15 protein-coding genes are annotated in these 16,429 nt (G+C 35.9%); 5 read left to right on the top strand and 10 right to left on the bottom strand.

Annotated elements, in window-relative coordinates; all coding sequences use genetic code 11:
- Window positions 1-15 precede the first annotated feature (15 nt).
- From ACZ5R4_RS18615 to ACZ5R4_RS18590, 6 genes are all read right to left on the bottom strand, one after another.
- On the bottom strand, window positions 16-702 hold the full coding sequence (locus ACZ5R4_RS18615; protein ID WP_464367786.1) for an ABC transporter permease: 687 nt from the start codon (window positions 700-702) through the stop codon (window positions 16-18).
- Window positions 699-1,430 carry a multidrug ABC transporter permease gene (locus ACZ5R4_RS18610; RefSeq protein WP_464367785.1) on the bottom strand — a complete coding sequence of 244 codons (732 nt, stop codon included), beginning with the start codon at window positions 1,428-1,430 and terminating at the stop codon, window positions 699-701. The genes ACZ5R4_RS18615 and ACZ5R4_RS18610 overlap by 4 nt, the downstream gene beginning before the upstream one ends.
- Window positions 1,430-2,407 carry an ABC transporter ATP-binding protein gene (locus ACZ5R4_RS18605; protein WP_464367784.1) on the bottom strand — a complete coding sequence of 326 codons (978 nt, stop codon included), beginning with the start codon at window positions 2,405-2,407 and terminating at the stop codon, window positions 1,430-1,432. Before ACZ5R4_RS18605 ends, ACZ5R4_RS18610 begins: the two co-directional genes overlap by 1 nt.
- 241 nt (window positions 2,408-2,648) lie before the next feature.
- Window positions 2,649-3,224: a peptide deformylase gene (gene def / locus ACZ5R4_RS18600; protein WP_054860980.1), complete on the bottom strand. Its 576-nt coding sequence runs from the start codon at window positions 3,222-3,224 to the stop codon at window positions 2,649-2,651.
- Window positions 3,217-3,408 carry a helix-turn-helix transcriptional regulator gene (locus tag ACZ5R4_RS18595; protein ID WP_054788688.1) on the bottom strand — a complete coding sequence of 64 codons (192 nt, stop codon included), beginning with the start codon at window positions 3,406-3,408 and terminating at the stop codon, window positions 3,217-3,219. The genes def and ACZ5R4_RS18595 overlap by 8 nt, the downstream gene beginning before the upstream one ends.
- Window positions 3,409-4,117: 709 nt before the next feature.
- Window positions 4,118-5,284: an MFS transporter gene (locus ACZ5R4_RS18590; protein WP_109983823.1), complete on the bottom strand. Its 1,167-nt coding sequence runs from the start codon at window positions 5,282-5,284 to the stop codon at window positions 4,118-4,120.
- A gap of 535 nt (window positions 5,285-5,819) precedes the next feature.
- Here ACZ5R4_RS18590 and ACZ5R4_RS18585 point away from each other — a divergent pair.
- On the top strand, window positions 5,820-6,740 hold the full coding sequence (locus ACZ5R4_RS18585; protein WP_109983824.1) for a bifunctional helix-turn-helix transcriptional regulator/GNAT family N-acetyltransferase: 921 nt from the start codon (window positions 5,820-5,822) through the stop codon (window positions 6,738-6,740).
- A 1,023-nt stretch (window positions 6,741-7,763) separates the two neighbouring features.
- Here ACZ5R4_RS18585 and ACZ5R4_RS18580 read toward each other — a convergent pair.
- Window positions 7,764-8,045 (bottom strand): hypothetical protein, encoded by a 282-nt coding sequence (locus ACZ5R4_RS18580; RefSeq protein ID WP_054860976.1) that lies wholly within the window; start codon window positions 8,043-8,045, stop codon window positions 7,764-7,766.
- Window positions 8,046-8,581: 536 nt separating this feature from the next.
- On the opposite strand from ACZ5R4_RS18580, the gene ACZ5R4_RS18575 reads away from it, so the two are divergent.
- Window positions 8,582-9,508 (top strand): nucleoside hydrolase, encoded by a 927-nt coding sequence (locus tag ACZ5R4_RS18575; protein ID WP_464368516.1) that lies wholly within the window; start codon window positions 8,582-8,584, stop codon window positions 9,506-9,508.
- Window positions 9,509-9,575: 67 nt separating this feature from the next.
- Here ACZ5R4_RS18575 and ant(9) read toward each other — a convergent pair whose 3' ends face one another.
- Window positions 9,576-10,361 carry an aminoglycoside nucleotidyltransferase ANT(9) gene (ant(9), locus tag ACZ5R4_RS18570; RefSeq protein WP_054860975.1) on the bottom strand — a complete coding sequence of 262 codons (786 nt, stop codon included), beginning with the start codon at window positions 10,359-10,361 and terminating at the stop codon, window positions 9,576-9,578.
- 126 nt (window positions 10,362-10,487) lie between these two features.
- On the bottom strand, window positions 10,488-11,069 hold the full coding sequence (locus tag ACZ5R4_RS18565; protein ID WP_109983826.1) for a DapH/DapD/GlmU-related protein: 582 nt from the start codon (window positions 11,067-11,069) through the stop codon (window positions 10,488-10,490).
- Window positions 11,070-11,282: 213 nt separating this feature from the next.
- On the opposite strand from ACZ5R4_RS18565, the gene ACZ5R4_RS18560 reads away from it, so the two are divergent.
- The 3 genes from ACZ5R4_RS18560 (at window position 11,283) to ACZ5R4_RS18550 (ending at window position 15,257) form a co-directional block, all read left to right on the top strand.
- Complete coding sequence (locus ACZ5R4_RS18560; RefSeq protein ID WP_464367783.1) at window positions 11,283-13,541, top strand: ATP-binding cassette domain-containing protein; 2,259 nt, start codon at window positions 11,283-11,285, stop codon at window positions 13,539-13,541.
- Window positions 13,538-14,461, top strand: a complete 924-nt coding sequence (locus tag ACZ5R4_RS18555; RefSeq protein ID WP_464367782.1) for a helix-turn-helix transcriptional regulator — start codon at window positions 13,538-13,540, stop codon at window positions 14,459-14,461. The genes ACZ5R4_RS18560 and ACZ5R4_RS18555 overlap by 4 nt, the downstream gene beginning before the upstream one ends.
- A gap of 466 nt (window positions 14,462-14,927) precedes the next feature.
- Complete coding sequence (locus ACZ5R4_RS18550) at window positions 14,928-15,257, top strand: hypothetical protein (protein WP_054860972.1); 330 nt, start codon at window positions 14,928-14,930, stop codon at window positions 15,255-15,257.
- A gap of 132 nt (window positions 15,258-15,389) precedes the next feature.
- On the opposite strand, the gene ACZ5R4_RS18545 is transcribed toward ACZ5R4_RS18550, so the two are convergent.
- The gene (locus tag ACZ5R4_RS18545) at window positions 15,390-16,385 is read right to left on the bottom strand and encodes a glutaminase (RefSeq protein WP_054860971.1); all 996 of its coding nucleotides are present in this window, start codon (window positions 16,383-16,385) and stop codon (window positions 15,390-15,392) included.
- Window positions 16,386-16,429: the final 44 nt, after the last annotated feature.

The following is a 16,429-nucleotide window of genomic DNA, read 5'->3' as shown; positions in this document are numbered from 1 at the left end:
CTTCCCACACCTTTACTAATAGATTTTTCTTGTACTTCCAATAATGATACATACGATGGTATATAACCATAGTACACTATTAATCAGTAGAAAATCGAGGATATTTTCTCCAAAAACAATCCAATTCAGCCCTTCCGCAAGCCAATAGGTTGGAAAGATAACAGCGATTCGTTTTAGCAAATCTGGAAATATCTCTATCGGTATTATTAGCCCTCCTAGTACTACGATTAAAAAGATGAGGGACATATAAAGGAGAAAGGAGGTATCTTTCCTTCGATAAAAAGAAATCCATGCCAGAGCAATCGCCAGTGAAGCAAAGCAAAACGATACAAAAAGCAAAAAGAGCCTGCTTGGCTGGTATAGCTCTTGGCCAAAAAGAATGCCACCATATACAACAATGGCACATTGTAGGATAAGGATAACTGAGTAAGCTAATAAATTTTGACTTAAATATTGAAAATGGCTAACTGGTGCTACCGCTAGTCGTCTAACCACACCTTTTCCTCGATCCTCTAAAATAATGGTGGCTAAACGAATGCCGATAAACAAAATTAAAATTCCAAAATACTGATAACCATAAGGAAGAAATGGCCACCCCTCTCCTTTAGGTAAAAAAATACAAGCTATCGGAAAAATAGTAAGAAAAATTAAATTGGTCGTATTACCAAAAACTCTTTTTAAAGCAAAACGAAAAATAGTCACAACTTTCTCCTCCTCCCTAGATTGAGCATCACAATAAATAAGAGGACGATCGCCACTAAAAGGATATTCGCTTGAAACCACGCTTTTCCCGTATTCGATTGGCCCATCTCATTAATTGACATGATCGATAAGGTTAGTGGATTACCATACGTTCCAAAAAAATCAAAAAAGATATTCTCAGGCATTGGAAAAAATAATCCTGCCAAGACGACAAATCCAACACCATACAATTCACTTAATCGTTCCGCGATTTTATATTTTTTCACAGAAAAGGTGAAGATCAGACAAACAATGATCGATAAAATGGCCATTAAGGAAATGATATAAATCATCCATGCCCAATTAGCCCAAATGATGCCTAAAACAAATTGTGTATAAATCATTAATAAAACACCAAGTAAAATCGAATATCCAGCCCCACATATCATGATCGAAAAAGCATACATTCTTTGGTTAAAGGGTAAGGTGTATATTCTCATTCTGTTTTCTTTAAATAAATCATGATCGATTAAATACATGACAATCACACCTGCAAAAAGCTGAAACACAAGCACCATTGTCAGTGCATTTTGATAATGATAAGGCACTCCTGTTTCTGTGACAGATTCTGATAGAATAAATGAAAAAATCGTGATGAGAATAATAGGAATGACAAGAAGCAATAACAAAACAATATAGTTCCTGGCCATTCTAAGTACAGTAAATTTGACTGTTGAAAGTACTCTCATTACTCCTCCTCCTTATCCCTTAGCTGCTTACCCGTTAAAGTTAAAAAGACATCCTCTAAGTTTGGTTTATCGGCTTGAATGCCAAGCACTCCAGCATGTTCCTTCACAAGTGTGATGATTCGATCTAAATTGCCAGATCCAAATGTTGAAATAATGATGATTTGGCTTCCAGCTACGATAGCCTTCTTTACCCCAGCAATCTTTTCCAGACTATTCACTGGGACACTGTCAGGATCGGTAACGTCAATCCTCACTTTTTCTTCATGCTGTACTGTTTGAATTAATTCCTCAACCGTACCCTTCTTTATGATTTGGCCTTGATCCATAATCGTTACGCTAGAAGCAATTGCTTGAACCTCCTCCATATAGTGGGTCGTATATAAAATAGTCGTACCATTTTCTCTTAATTTTTTCACTGCTTCTAAAATATAATTTCTTGACTGTGGATCAATTCCAACAGTGGGTTCATCCATGATTAGAAATCTCGGCCGATGTGTTAGTGCACAAGCAATATTTAACCTACGCTTCATTCCTCCAGAAAATTTAGCTGGTACTTTATTCCCCTTATCTGCTAAACCAACAAACTCCAACGCTTCTTCTACTCTTTTCTTTTTTTCTTGCCTTTTTAGCCCATAGACACCTGCAAAGAATTGCAAGTTTTCCTTTGCTGTTAATTCCTCAAATATCGTAATCTCCTGTGTTACAAGTCCGATTCTTTCTTTATTTTGATTAGAGAATGGATTTTTCGAATTCCCGAAAAGCTCTATCTTCCCACGATCGAAAGGAATCATTCCAGTTAATGTTTGGATTAACGTTGTTTTACCTGCCCCATTAGGACCAAGCAGACCAATAATTTCTCCTTCTTGGATATCTAAGTCTATATAATCTAGGACAACATGAGAGCCATACCTTTTAATAACACCTTGCATAGATGCAATCGTCATATTGTTCACCCTTTCATTTCTTGTTACCTTCATTATCGCCATACCTATTCCCCGTCGGTAGTTACATTTGTCATTTCATGCTTGGAACGTGATGGAAAATTATGTAGTGATGGAAGAAGATTGGTTACTGGAATGGTATTGACTAATGTTGTTCATACAGACGTTGCCACAAGACGTGGTGGTTTTAATCTACAATCTGGAAAAAGTTGGATTAAATTAAAATGAGCTGTCGTAACAACAGCTCATTTGAAAGTCAACCTAATGTATATAGATTTCAGTATAAACTTTTACAGTTTTCTGGTAGTTTAAAAGGATTTTCTGTATCAATACGATCATAAAACATAATTCCATCTAGGTGATCTATTTCATGCTGAATAACAATAGAGGAATAGCCTTTAAGTTTTAACACTATTTCTTCTCCCTCTAAATTAAACCCTTTCACTTTAATCCGCTCATGCCTTGGGATAAGCCCTTTTATATCCCGGTCAACAGAGAGGCAGCCTTCGCTTGGTGGCAAATAAATCATAGAAACAGAATGGCTGATTATTTTCGGATTAATAAGGGTATATTCATGCTCTGTACCTTTCTCATCTCTCAAATAAGCTACGAACATACGCTTATTCAAACCAATCTGATTCGCTGATAAGCCTACTCCTGCACGTAATTTATATTTTTTGGATAGAACGGGATCTTGACTATTTTTCAAGAAATTCATCATACAAATTAATGTTACCTTATCTTCATCAGATGGAGGTACCAGTACTTCTTGTGTTGGTCGATGTAGGATTTCGTTTCCTTCTCTTACTATATCTTTCATTGTGATCATGTAATTTGAATGAAATTTACTCATAAATAAACAATTCATCCACCTTTACTTTTAATGTTTGTGATAATTTGAAAGCCAGCTCCAATGTGGGGTCATATTTATCATTCTCGATACAATTTATCGTCTGTCTAACAACTCCACACTCCTTAGCAAGTTGCTCTTGTGTTAACCCCAGTTTCTTACGTATTGCTTTAATTTTATTTTTCAACAGTATCACCTATGTCAAGTATATTGGACATTAATATTATAACAACCACAACAAATATGTCAATTACTTTGGACATTTTCTATTATAAAGTACCAAGAAACTACACACGAAATGAGGAAATATCAAAGTAGATTTTATGGGTAGAAGAAAAAGATATACTTAATTGAATATTCCCATCAATCTTTAGGCTATAGAACGTCTGTCTCCCTTTTATCGTGCTATTGTTTGTCAGCCACCCTCATTCTAAAGTAAGAAAATGAAATTAGATGAAGAATATACCTTTTTAAATCATGAAGTTACTTCTCCATACGATGATGATCCTATTATCCCTGAACATAAATTGGAGTTACCTTTTGATTTGGGTTTTATGAGCTATTAAGTACCAAGTTTATTAGATCTAGTCTTGATTTTGGCACTTATCATCGTTATAAGTGTCACTTTTAGTCGTATGGTAATTATTTTTGGTACTTAATTGTGGTTTAAGTACTATTTTGACAAAGGACTTTTTTTTTCTGGTACTTAAATTTGTTCTTCACTAGCACCCATTCTTTGGCAATTACACTGTCAAACACAGACTCCCTAAAATAACTTTCGATGCACACCCTCGTTTACTGCACCAATCCGTTCAATTGCATGCTGTGACCTCACATTTCGAATGTCTATTTTGATCTGAACACTACTCTCCTTTTTTATGACATATCCTTCCTGGTCACGTATCTGAAAAAGCTGATTCTTTTTTGGTTTCTTGGACTTTTTGGGTACTAAGGATAAAACTAATGATTGCTGCAACGCTACAAACATACGGGAGGAAAGAGTATCCCCAATTAGAAATGACAAAACCACCAATCATAGAACCAAGAGTTATACCAATATACAAAGCCGTATTATTCCAAGCCATAACAATTCCTCGGTCATTTGAATATTCAACTGCTAATCTTGCTTGGTATGATGTAAATCCTGCATACCCAACTAAAGCCCACATAAACAAGAAGAAATAGATCCAATCACCTGATGTGAAGAAGATACCTAAACAAACGAAAATTAGGGTCAAGAAAATGAGCGTAACTTTCGAAATCTTCCTTTCTCCAAATCTATCTGTTAGTTGACCACTTATAAGACTTCCTATAACAGCACCGATCCCATAAAAAGTAGTAGCTAAAGCGATTTCTGATGATGAGAATCTATTTTCGGAATAAAGAGCTGCACCTAAGTAAACATATAGAGCATACATTGAAATAGCCCAAATAGTTGTAACACTTACTGAACCAAGCATTCTTAGCAGATTTCCTGTTAATAGATTCCTTGCCGAATTATTTTTGGAAATATATTTCCATATATTATAATTTACTACCGCCAATATAGCTCCTATAATAGCCATTACAACAAATACTGAACGCCAACCAAGAAAATGCTCTAATAACGTACCAAATGGAGCTCCTGCCCAAAGGGCTGTTAAGTGCCCTGAAACAACAATCGAAAGCCATGTCCCTGTCCGGTTTGGTGGTGCAATATCTCCAATGATTGCATATATCAAAGGAGTAATTGAAGCAACGGATAAACCAGCTAAAATACGACTAACAATTAACCAAAAAAATGAAGGAGCAAAAGCAGTTAGTACGTTAGAAATGACGAACAACACTAAGCCAAATGTAATTAATGCTCTCCGTCCATTTTTATCTGAGAGCCACCCGAAAAAAGGAGCAAAAAAAGCATACGTGACAGCAAAAACTGTTACCATCCATCCAGTCATCGCTGAACTTATATTATAAGCTTCTGAAATGAACGGTAGTAACGGAGATACTACAAATAAGTCAATACCCATTAGAAACAAAGTTATCCAACCAACACTTAAATATACCCTCACTTTAAGCTCCATTACATCCCCCATTTACAATTATTGTTACATGTATATTCTTTGGAGCTATAAAAAGGACCTCTTGTTAAATAAACTGCCCGTTAGCACATTACATCTCACACTATTTTAACCTAATATTCCATCATTTCGTTTTAGATTTATGCCATGATACAAGACGATCATTTGATAATCGTAGTTGAACTCCTGCTACCTATAGTCATTTACAATCTTTTGTGTAGGAGAATACAAAAAAGACGGCTTCTCACTAAAGAAAAGCGCCCTTATCATGAAGACTCGGTTTCAAGATAGCCTTACTCAATGCAATTACCAAACTTATTAACTGGTAATGCTTAATAAGAAAATAGACGCTCTGCGCTCTTCTTAATGCAATCATTACTTAAATATGCTGTGATGAACGCATCTGGTACCTTGTAGCTTATAAAGCTGAGTCGATTGTAGGATTAGAAAATAGTTGACTTTGGCAATTAACTTGTTTTATACTTTTTTATATAGTTGACAAAGTCAATCATTTTTAATTTAAAGGAGTTGTTAAGTTGTGACGCAACCGACAGTTTCAAGCGTATCTAAAGTTAGACAGTTTAATCGTTTTTATACCAATGTTCTCGGTTTACTCAACCAACAGGTGTATGGTAGTCCTTTTTCTTTAACAGAAACTCGGATTTTATTTGAAATTAATAGTCTAAGTAACTGTACAGCAAAGTTATTGCAAGAAGAACTGGGGTTGGATCGTGGGTATGTGAGTAGAATATTGAAACGTTACGAAGAACAAAATATGATCTACAAACAGAAATGGGAGGAAGATGGTCGTACTTATTTTATTCACTTAACTGAAAAGGGAAAAAATATTTACAGAGATTTAGAAAAAAAAGCGAATCAACAAATTGAATTTCTTTTAACAGATTTAGATAGTGATAAACAACAAAAGCTCATCGAATCAATGAGTAGAATTGAAGGCATCTTGTCGGAATGCTTTGATCAAAATGAAGCGAACATTTCCATTAGAGACGATTATACTGTTGAAGATAAAAAAGATATTATCATTGAAAAGCAAAGAGCTTTTTATACAGCTAACCATGGATTTGATGAAACATTTCTAGATTATCTTCACGAGACCTTTAATGCAAAAATTGAGAAAATTTGGATTGCAGAAGATAACGGGAAATTTGCAGGTTGTATTGGATTAGTCGAAGAAAATGAAAAAACTGCTATGTTAAGGTGGTTCATTGTTGAGTCGTCCATTCGCGGAAAAGGAGTAGGCACACAATTGGTGCGAGCACTACTTGATTACTGCAAAGAACAACAATATGAACGAGTGTATTTATGGACTGTGAGTAGTTTGCCGATAGCAAGACGATTATATGGAAAATTTGGTTTCAAAATAACTGAAACAAAAGAAGAACAATTATTGTGGGGACAGCCAATTGTAGAAGAACGATGGGATTTAGAATTGAAATAATCACTACGCATTCCCTTTCCGCCCTCATAGTCAAAAGCTTCCAAAAATGTATACGATGCTAGTTTTATTCTTGTTCCATGAATGGATAATATAACAACAAGATCGTTGATATGGCGGTCTTGTTGATCTAAGGGGGCAGACTAACGTAGTAAAAGTAGCTCTTAAAAATAAAACTATGCTCATTTAATCGAGATTCAGAAACAGTCCCTTTGAAGCCTTCTATTCATTATTTTTTATCACCATCTGGATTATGTCCTTCATATCGCTGCGTTTCGCCGTAATAAAAATGAATACATTTGTAATTCTTAATCCAATCAAGAATTTCAGCTCCATTGTAGAACATGCATGTCAAAAGATTGTGGGCCACCTCACTTCAATCGTATGAATGTGTTTCTTTTCCACAATCAATATAAATAAGCCGACAAGCATTTATACTTATCGGCTTTTACATTATAACTCTTCACCATTTGTTTCAATTTCCGATAATAGACATAATTCATGCACCGATCTAGGAGCTTGCTTCATTTCTATTAGTTCTCTAACTTAACGCAGGGGATATCACCAAATTTCCTCTGTGACCAACAGTTATCTTATGAATATATGGGGACTCTTTCTCAAAAAAATCGCAATTTAATATAATTTTTTATCACCTATTGTAACATGATACCAAGTTTATTAGATCTAGTTTTGATTTTGGCACTTATCATCGTTATAAGTGTCATTTTTGATCGTGTGGTTATTGGTTTTGGTACTTAATTGTGGTTTAAGTACTATTTTGACAAAGGATTTTTTTATTCTGGTACTTAACCTTGTGATTGACTTTTATTTATGGGATTTTGAGGTTTGCAATTTTTTAAAGAAGTTTCTTTCTTTTAAAAAAAGAAGAGCCTTCTTAAAGAGCTCCTAATGGTTTAATTAATTTAAAGAATTATCATTGTAAATGGAGTTACGATATTTTATATCTAGCCCTTTATCTTTATTACTTTCTTTAGCGTGTTTCATTGCGTTCTCAGAAAGGTTACTTTACTTAAAATATGCTCTATATGCTGTGATGAACGCTTCTGGTGAAGATCTCACGGTATACGTATATACACCTTGTAGCGTATGCAAATAGAGAATACCACCTTTATTTGCAATTTCTCGATAAGAAAAATCCATCACATCCTTAATCGGAAACTCTCTATTGTGTGTAACGACCTTATCGCTATATAAGTAAATGATTCGGTCATGTTCAATATGAAACTGTTCAATACTTGTCACTTTTCTTTCTATTTTTATATATGGGTGCTGTGCTATCAAGCTCATATAACCCTCCTCCAAAAACAAAGGCTTTTTATAATTATGTTATCACAAATATCCTTACCTTTTAAAACAGACTTCAATCAAGGGTGATTCAGTAGATTGATCGTTTTGCCTACACGGGAGCGTCAGAAAATGCGATTTACAACGTTAAGCACATAGAAATCCCAATTTCTTTTTATGTATTAAGGGGAAATTGGGAAAGATCTTCAGCATCCCTTTTCGTTGCTAACCGAACATTAAGTGTCATTCGCTACACTCCTTAATAATAATTCCTTCTCAAGTTAAAGACCAAATTGGCTAAATTCAGCTTTGATTTTGGCACTTATCATCGTTATAAGTGCCACTTTTAGTCGTGTGGTTATTCGTTTTGGTACTTAATTGTGGTTTAAGTACCATTTTTGACAAGACATTTTTTATTTTGGTACTTAACGTTTCCCCATCAGCTTATTGTCCTTTAAGCAGCTGGTGTTGAAGAAGTCATACGTGTGCATGATTTATGAATTTTGGAATAAATATATAACAGAAAGGAGGAGGCTCTTATAACGAAAAAAATTCTATTATTTTGTGATCCCGGAATTGATGATTCTTTAGCGATTATGTACACCATGCTGAATCCTGACATCGAGCTTGTTGGTATCGTCACTAGTTATGGGAATGTGACAAAAGAACAGGCTACAGCTAATGCTGCTTATTTAGTACAGTTAGCAGGGAGAAATGACATTCCGATTATCCCTGGTGCTTCTCAGCCGGTGCAACAGGAAGATGTGACGTTTTACCCCGAAATTCACGGTGATGGAATCGGTCCGATACATCCTCCTAGTAATATGCAATACCAAACATATCCTTTTGATATGATTCGTTATATTATAGAAAAATATAGAGATGAGCTTATCATTGTAGACACAGGGCGTTCTACCACCCTTGCCATGGCATTTATCCTATTTCCAGACCATTTAAAAATGGTGGCTTCCCTCTATGTAATGGGTGGAGCATTCTTTGTTCCAGGTAATGTTACAGCACTAGCTGAAGCAAACTTCTATGGAGATCCAACGTCATCTAATTATATTCTTAAGTTCGCACACAACTTGACCATCACGCCTTTAAATGCCACTCAATTTGCAATTCTCACCCCAGATATCGTGGACGCCATTTCTAAAAATAAGAAAAACATCTATGCCTTCATGATTGCTCCTGTCTTTGAATATTACTACGAATTTTATAAAAAATCAGTACCAGGTATTTCCGGAGCGCCTATTCACGATCTTCTTACTATTATGGTTATTAATCATCCTACTATTGTTGATTACATATACTATGATGCAAATGTGGTTGAAGGCGGAGAAGCAAAAGGAATGTCTTATATTGATTATCGACCAACAAGTAAAACAGGAAAAACACGAATTGCCATCCAACTTCATTACGAAGCCTTTATAGATGAATTTAGTAGGATTATGTTACCGAAATGATGATAGATAGTTAACTCGTGTTGCTTGTATTCTAACGGGAAGTTTTAGCCGAATAACAATGGTCATTTCAGATACAAAAATAAGATTTCATAGCATTTTTTATATAATTAATGAGTGCTATTACTTCACTCTCTAGTCCCTCCCAATTATCCATACACTCTCCTCGATAGGCTTTTCTTGCTATGTCGACTAAAGTCGCATGCTCTTTAGGTAAAAGGGGAATCGCCCATTCTGCAGCCACATCTTTTGGAGAAATTTTACCTGTAGTCATTGTTTGCCACATTCGAGCTAGGGTCAAAATTACATTACGCTCATCACCTTTGATACCCTCCATCAACTCTGGGTAAGAATCCTTAATCGCTTCTCGAATATCTGTCATAGGCACGGGAGCAAGTATATCTGAAGCATCAGGACCAAATAGAGAAATACTATTCTTTCTTGCTTGTGCTAAAACAATAGCCAAATCAGGATCATAGCCTGGATCCTTAATTTGACCATTCTCAAAATCATCCCTAAGCCACTCACCATAGACAATTTCTTTCTTTGGTGGATATTGCCAAGGCATAACATCACTGTGATTTATAACCGTGAGTTCAAGTGGTCTCAAAGAATCTTTATTTCCTATCTTTCCAGAAATAAGCATTAGTCTATCAATTAGTTTCTTTCGAGTTACTTCAGGTAAATGGTTATTCACTATCACGAGGACATCGACATCACTGTTAATGCGTAAGCCACCTTTTACTGCTGAACCATATAGATATACTCCGATTATTGAACTTCCAAATAACTCCTCTACGATTTTTAATGCTTGAATTGCTTGTGCTGGTATTTTTTCATTGCTCAAATTGTTCAAGTAAATACTCCTCTCTTCTGATCCTGCCTTGTTCGTTTAAGTGAATAACACCACCATATCATAAATCTACAATCGAAAACCATATGTATAAACAGAGAAAACACAGAGAACTTACTTTTCTCTGTGTCACTCCCCTTCACTATCCACCCTCTTCACAACCTTTGCCGGCACTCCCGCCACCACACTATCCTCCGGAACATCCTTAGTCACCACTGCTCCTGCTGCGACAACGGCGTTATTTCCAATATGAACACCAGGAAGTATGGTTGCGCTAGAACCAATCCATACATTTTCGCCAATCGTAACGGGAGATGGATATGTCGTGCTTCTAGATTCTAAGGATAGCCCATGATTAAGTGTGGCAATCGTAACATTCATGCCGATCAATGTACCGTCACCGATCGTAATGCCTCCTCTATCTTGGAAGGAACAACCCGTATTGAAAAACACATTCTTCCCGATCGTGATATTTTTCCCAAAGTCTGTATAAAACGGTGGAAAGCACATAAAAGAGGGATCAACCTTCGATCCTGTTAACTCACTAAAAATATCTACTATCTCCTCTTTTGAATGATAGGATGTGTTCAATTTCATCGTTATTTTTTGGGCATCATAGCTGCATTGTGTTAAAAGCCCATGTAATTCTTGATCCACACCTGAAATCGGATTACCTTTCTTGCAAAATTCAATAAACTCTTCCATATTCATTATTCATTCACCTAGCTTTTGAGTTATATTTCGAGATATTATTCTCTTTTAACAATAGGTTACTCCTTATAGTTAACTCTAGGTCAAGAAATAAACGAACATAAACCCCAGCAACCAGTTATATTTATTTTTCAATCCTGACATAATGTTGTCAGGGTACTTCTGTATAATGATTTTATATGATATTATGCTAACCTTACAGGAGTGGTAATAATGGTTGAGAATCATTATGTTAAACTTGTCGGCTTGAAGGAAAATAACTTAAAAAATATAACACTCACTATTCCAAAAAAGAAGATCACTGTGTTTACAGGCGTTTCCGGATCTGGAAAATCTTCTATTGTATTCGACACAATATGTAAGGAAGCTCAGCGTCAGTTAAATCAGACATTTACGACATATATTCAAAATCGATTACCAACCTATAGTCCAGTAAATACATTATCCATTGAGAACCTATCCCCTGCCGTGGTGATTGATCAAAGACGATTAGGAGGAAATGTACGTTCAACGCTTGGTACAATCACAGATATTTACTCATTATTGCGATTATTATTTTCTCGAGTGGGAGAGCCCTTTATTGGTGAATCCGATGTTTTTTCTTTTAACAATCCGAAAGGGATGTGTCCAAACTGCCAGGGAATTGGACGAAAGGTTGAACCAGATATAGAGAAACTATTCGACCATACAAAATCCCTTAACGAAGGAGCGATTTTGTTTTCCACGTTTTCCGTAGGAACATGGTACTGGCAGAAGCATTTAAACTCAGGCCTATTCAATCCGAATAAAAAGTTAATGGATTACACGGATGCAGAATGGAAAATGTTACTACATGGAAAAGATGAGAAAATTATATTACCCTTAAAAGACGAACCCACCAAATATTATGAAGGCGTTATAGACAGATTTAAACGGATGTACTTAAAAAAAGACATCCGTCAATTATCGCATAATGTTAAGAGATTCATTACCATAACACCTTGCACCACATGCAATGGAGCTCGTTTAAGTCAAGAGGTATTAAATTGCAAAATAGATGGCTATAACATCGCTCAATTCACTGCTATGGAAATCGGAGAATTAATAAAAGTAATCAAAACAATAAAAGATCCAATAGCTAAACCTATCCTATCGAACATTTCAAGTCGATTACAGCATCTCATTGACATGGGACTTTATTATCTTACCTTAAACCGAGAAACATCCACCTTGTCTGGGGGAGAATCACAACGTGTAAAAATGATAAGACATCTTAATAGTAGTTTAACAGATATGATGTATATTTTTGATGAACCGAGTATCGGATTGCATCCCTGCGACGTACACCGCCTTAATAGAATGCTCCAAAAAATTAGAGACAAAGGAAACACGGTTATAGTGGTTGAACATGACAAGGATGTTATCCGTATTGCTGATCATATAGTGGACGTAGGACCAGGTGCAGGTACAAATGGTGGTGAAATTGTCTATGAAGGAAATCTAACAGGATTATTGGAAGCAGATACATTGACTGGAAGATATTTAAGAACTAAACAATTATTAAAAAAGGAAGTCCGTCCATTTAATGAGTATCTTTCCATCGTTAAAGCATCCAAAAACAATCTAAAGAATGTTACTGCTCGTATTCCTTGTGGTGTTCTTACTGTTATTACTGGCGTAGCTGGTTCGGGGAAAAGCACACTGATTTTAGACGAATTTTTAGCACAGTATCCAAATGCGATTGTAATCGACCAAAAGTCAGTGGGTACCTCGATTCGGTCTACCCCTGCGACTTATACGGGCATAATGGATATCATTCGAAATTCGTTTGCCTCTGCTAATAAAGTAAGTAAGTCCCTTTTTAGTTTTAATTCAGAGGGGGCCTGCCCAGAATGCCAAGGGAATGGATTTATTCATACAGACCTTGCATTTCTGGAAAGTATGAGAACAACTTGTAAAATATGTAATGGAAAACGGTTTAAAGACGAAGTACTTCAGTATAAATTAGACGGAAAATCCATTTCAGATGTATTAGACATGACAGTGTTTGAGGCACTTTCCTTTTTTCAGGAGGAAGAAGTGCTTTCCACCTTAAGAGCATTTTCAGAGGTAGGATTAGACTATATGACTTTAGGTCAGCCATTAAACACCTTATCGGGTGGTGAGTGTCAAAGAATGAAATTAGCTGGCGAGCTACACCAATCTGGCAACATTTATGTTTTGGACGAGCCGACAACTGGTCTTCACATGTTCGATATTAGCCATTTATTATCCATTCTAAATCGTTTAGTGGATAATGGCAGCACCATCATAGTGATTGAACACAATTTAGATATCATGAAACAAGCGGATTGGATTATCGACCTTGGACCTGATGGTGGTAAAAATGGAGGAGACATCATGTTTGTAGGTACTCCACATGATTTAGTAACAAGGAGTAACTCGCTAACTGCACAATATCTAAGAAATGATATACAGGAGGACTTACCTTGAAAATCGAACGTTTATTAGGAATCATTGTGTTACTGATTTACAGGAAAAGAATGAAGGCGGTGAACTTATCGAGGTACTTCGAAGTATCAGAGAGAACGATATATAGAGATATTGATTCTCTTCAACGTGCAGGGATTCCGATCGTATCGCTTCCTGGTCAAGAAGGCGGTTATGAATTAACGGATCAGTTCAAATGGGATAAAAAGTATCTATCGCTAGAGGAATTACTCTCTATACGGTGGGCGTTAGAAAGTATGGAAAAGGCTACTGGTTTCGAAGATATGAATGAATTGGTTTCGAAAATTAATCAATTAATCGACTCCGATCCCACGCAAGATAAAAATATCCAAATACAACTTTCTCATTCGAATCATCGTTCGCAACATATTCAAACAATATACAAATCCATTCAAAATAGTAATGTAATTAAAATTCGCTATGTGGATCATCAAGGAAAAGAAACAGAGCGAGAGATAGAATCCATGGGGATTTTTTTAAAAGACTACCACTGGTACTTGTGGGCATATTGTTTACTACGAAAAGAACTCAGAATCTTTAAGCTAGCACGGATCTTGAATATTCATCCTACAAATCGCTATTTTACGAGACGTCCGTATACAATGGAAGATATATATGAAAAAGAAGATGGAATATCTGGAAACAGCATAGAGCCATTTACCGTCTGCTTCCAATTTAACCGAGAGATGAGAGCACAGGTATTAGATAACTTTCAAAAAGATGAAATAGTGGTTAATCCAGATGGGACGTTCATTGTTAAGAAAAAATATTACACCATGGATAAAGCGATCATTCAAATTCTTCGTTTTGGAAATAAAGTCCGTATTATTTACCCGAAAGAGTTGGTGCAAAAGTTTACCAAGTGCTTGGATGATATGAAAGATTTATATAGAGAGCAATAAATAATGCTCGTCAATACTCTATTCCAAAAGATTATCAAGAACTTGGTGTAAAAATTGAATCTAATAATAGCAATCATGACACGCCTACACCTAACACGCTTTAGCCATTCTACGATTTTTGTGAGTCCTACCTATAAATCTGTTAATGCAAGATCTTTTTTTAAAAAGGAAAACCATATGATACAATAAATGTATAAAATGTTAACATTTTCAATTTATGTATAAGGGGGTGTTTATAGTGGTATTAGAGGATTTATTGGGGCCAATATTCGTATTCATTATTAGCATATTTCTTCGATTTAAATTTTAAAAAATGAAATTTATATTTGTAATTATTATAAGCGTGGTAATTGGGACTTTCTTCTCTCCATTCATTTCAGAAGTAAATAGATCGATATTAGATGTGTTCCTATTCAATTGTTTCGTATCCCTTTGTGCACTATGGTTGGTAAAATGGTTTATATATATGAAACCTAAACAATTAGAAATTTACAATTCTATTGAGAGATTTTTTTCAAATAATGATGACTTAACTGTAGAAGAAAAAGAAGAGTTGAGTAAACTACCTTCAGAAAATATGTTTGGATTACCGACTTTAATTTTGGGTGGTGTTGGATTTCTTTTTGGTCCTCAACTTTTATTTGTTCCCATAATTGCATTGTTATTTGGCATATTAACATTTGGAACGTTGGATAAAAGCAGAGGTCAAAATCCTTGGGCTTTTTACATAGGGATAACCTTTTCCATTATTGGAATAGTTCTTCACGAATTAGGTTACACCCACATATTAAATTAACTAAGACAATTATTTATTTTTAGGTATTTGCCATAGTATTGAGTAGAGGTTTTGTAATACTAATAAACGACTTCTTATCCAAATTGATTTGACCACTGATGGTGAGTGAAGGGCAACAATACACCCCTCTCTCTAAAATATACTCAAATCCCATTGCTTCGCGATATGTCGAAGAAGCCTAATCCCTGCAATACTATTGCCTTGCTCATCAAGCGCAGGACCATACACCCCAATTCCGCAACCTTCTAGAAAAGGGAGCTCCTCATTTCTAGCTCTTGGTGGTGAAACTGCAATAATACCACCAGACACCCCACTTTTTGCTGGGATTCCGACATATGCAGCGAATTTTCCTGAGGCATTATACATGCCGCAAGTCAGCATCAAGGCCTTTGCTAAACGGGCAACTTGTCTTGGAATAATTTTTTTCTCCGTTTTTGGATCCTCGCCATCATTTGCTAATATCATCCCAATATGGGCCAAATCCTTTAGGGAAATTTCGATCGAACATTGCTTGAAGTAGGTTTCCAATGTTAGCTCTAGGTCTGATTCCAATGAGCCAATTTCGACGAGATAGTAGCCGATGGCTCGATTTCGCATCGAGGATTCTTTTTCAGATGCAAATACATCCATGTTTAATCTGGGACGGTAGCCTAGGATATTTTCTAACAGCTGAAATAGGGGCACTAGTTTCTCATCCGATGTTTTTCCGTTTAATAGTGACGTTACTGTTATAGCGCCAGCATTTACAAATGGATTAAATGGCTTTTTGAGCTGTTTCATTTCTAGGTGCATAATGGAATTAAAAGCGGCACCTGTAGGCTCTACATCGACACGATCCAGTACATAAGAAATGCCTCTTTCCATACATGCAATAATAAAGGTGAACACTTTGGAAATGCTTTGTATCGTAAAGGGTATCTGAACATTGCCAGACTCTATGGTCATCCCGTTAATGCCCGTGATGGAAATGCCTAAGTGTCTTTTATCAGCTTGCGCTAAAAGTGGTATGTAGGAAGCGACTTCCCCTTCCTTCGTATGTTTCCTGTAAAAAGTCACCCAATCATCCACATAATTTTGCAGCCATTCTTTTGTTAGTTTTGTATTTTGATTAATAGCTCCCTGTACCAAAAAACCACCTCACTGGTGGTAGTTTGTGTATTTTCTTGGGAAAA

Source organism: Gracilibacillus sp. JCM 18860, from assembly GCF_055395245.1.
This window is presented reverse-complemented; position numbering and strand designations above follow the sequence as displayed.

Coding starts and splice junctions, on each gene's coding strand:
- ACZ5R4_RS18565 (WP_109983826.1), bottom strand. CDS start 11,069: ATGAATATGGAAGAGTTTATTGAATTTTGCAAGAAAGGTAATCCGATT.
- ACZ5R4_RS18605 (WP_464367784.1), bottom strand. CDS start 2,407: ATGAAGGTAACAAGAAATGAAAGGGTGAACAATATGACGATTGCATCT.
- ACZ5R4_RS18610 (WP_464367785.1), bottom strand. CDS start 1,430: ATGAGAGTACTTTCAACAGTCAAATTTACTGTACTTAGAATGGCCAGG.
- ACZ5R4_RS18590 (WP_109983823.1), bottom strand. CDS start 5,284: ATGGAGCTTAAAGTGAGGGTATATTTAAGTGTTGGTTGGATAACTTTG.
- ACZ5R4_RS18550 (WP_054860972.1), top strand. CDS start 14,928: ATGAAACCTAAACAATTAGAAATTTACAATTCTATTGAGAGATTTTTT.
- def (WP_054860980.1), bottom strand. CDS start 3,224: ATGAGTAAATTTCATTCAAATTACATGATCACAATGAAAGATATAGTA.
- ACZ5R4_RS18560 (WP_464367783.1), top strand. CDS start 11,283: ATGGTTGAGAATCATTATGTTAAACTTGTCGGCTTGAAGGAAAATAAC.
- ACZ5R4_RS18580 (WP_054860976.1), bottom strand. CDS start 8,045: ATGAGCTTGATAGCACAGCACCCATATATAAAAATAGAAAGAAAAGTG.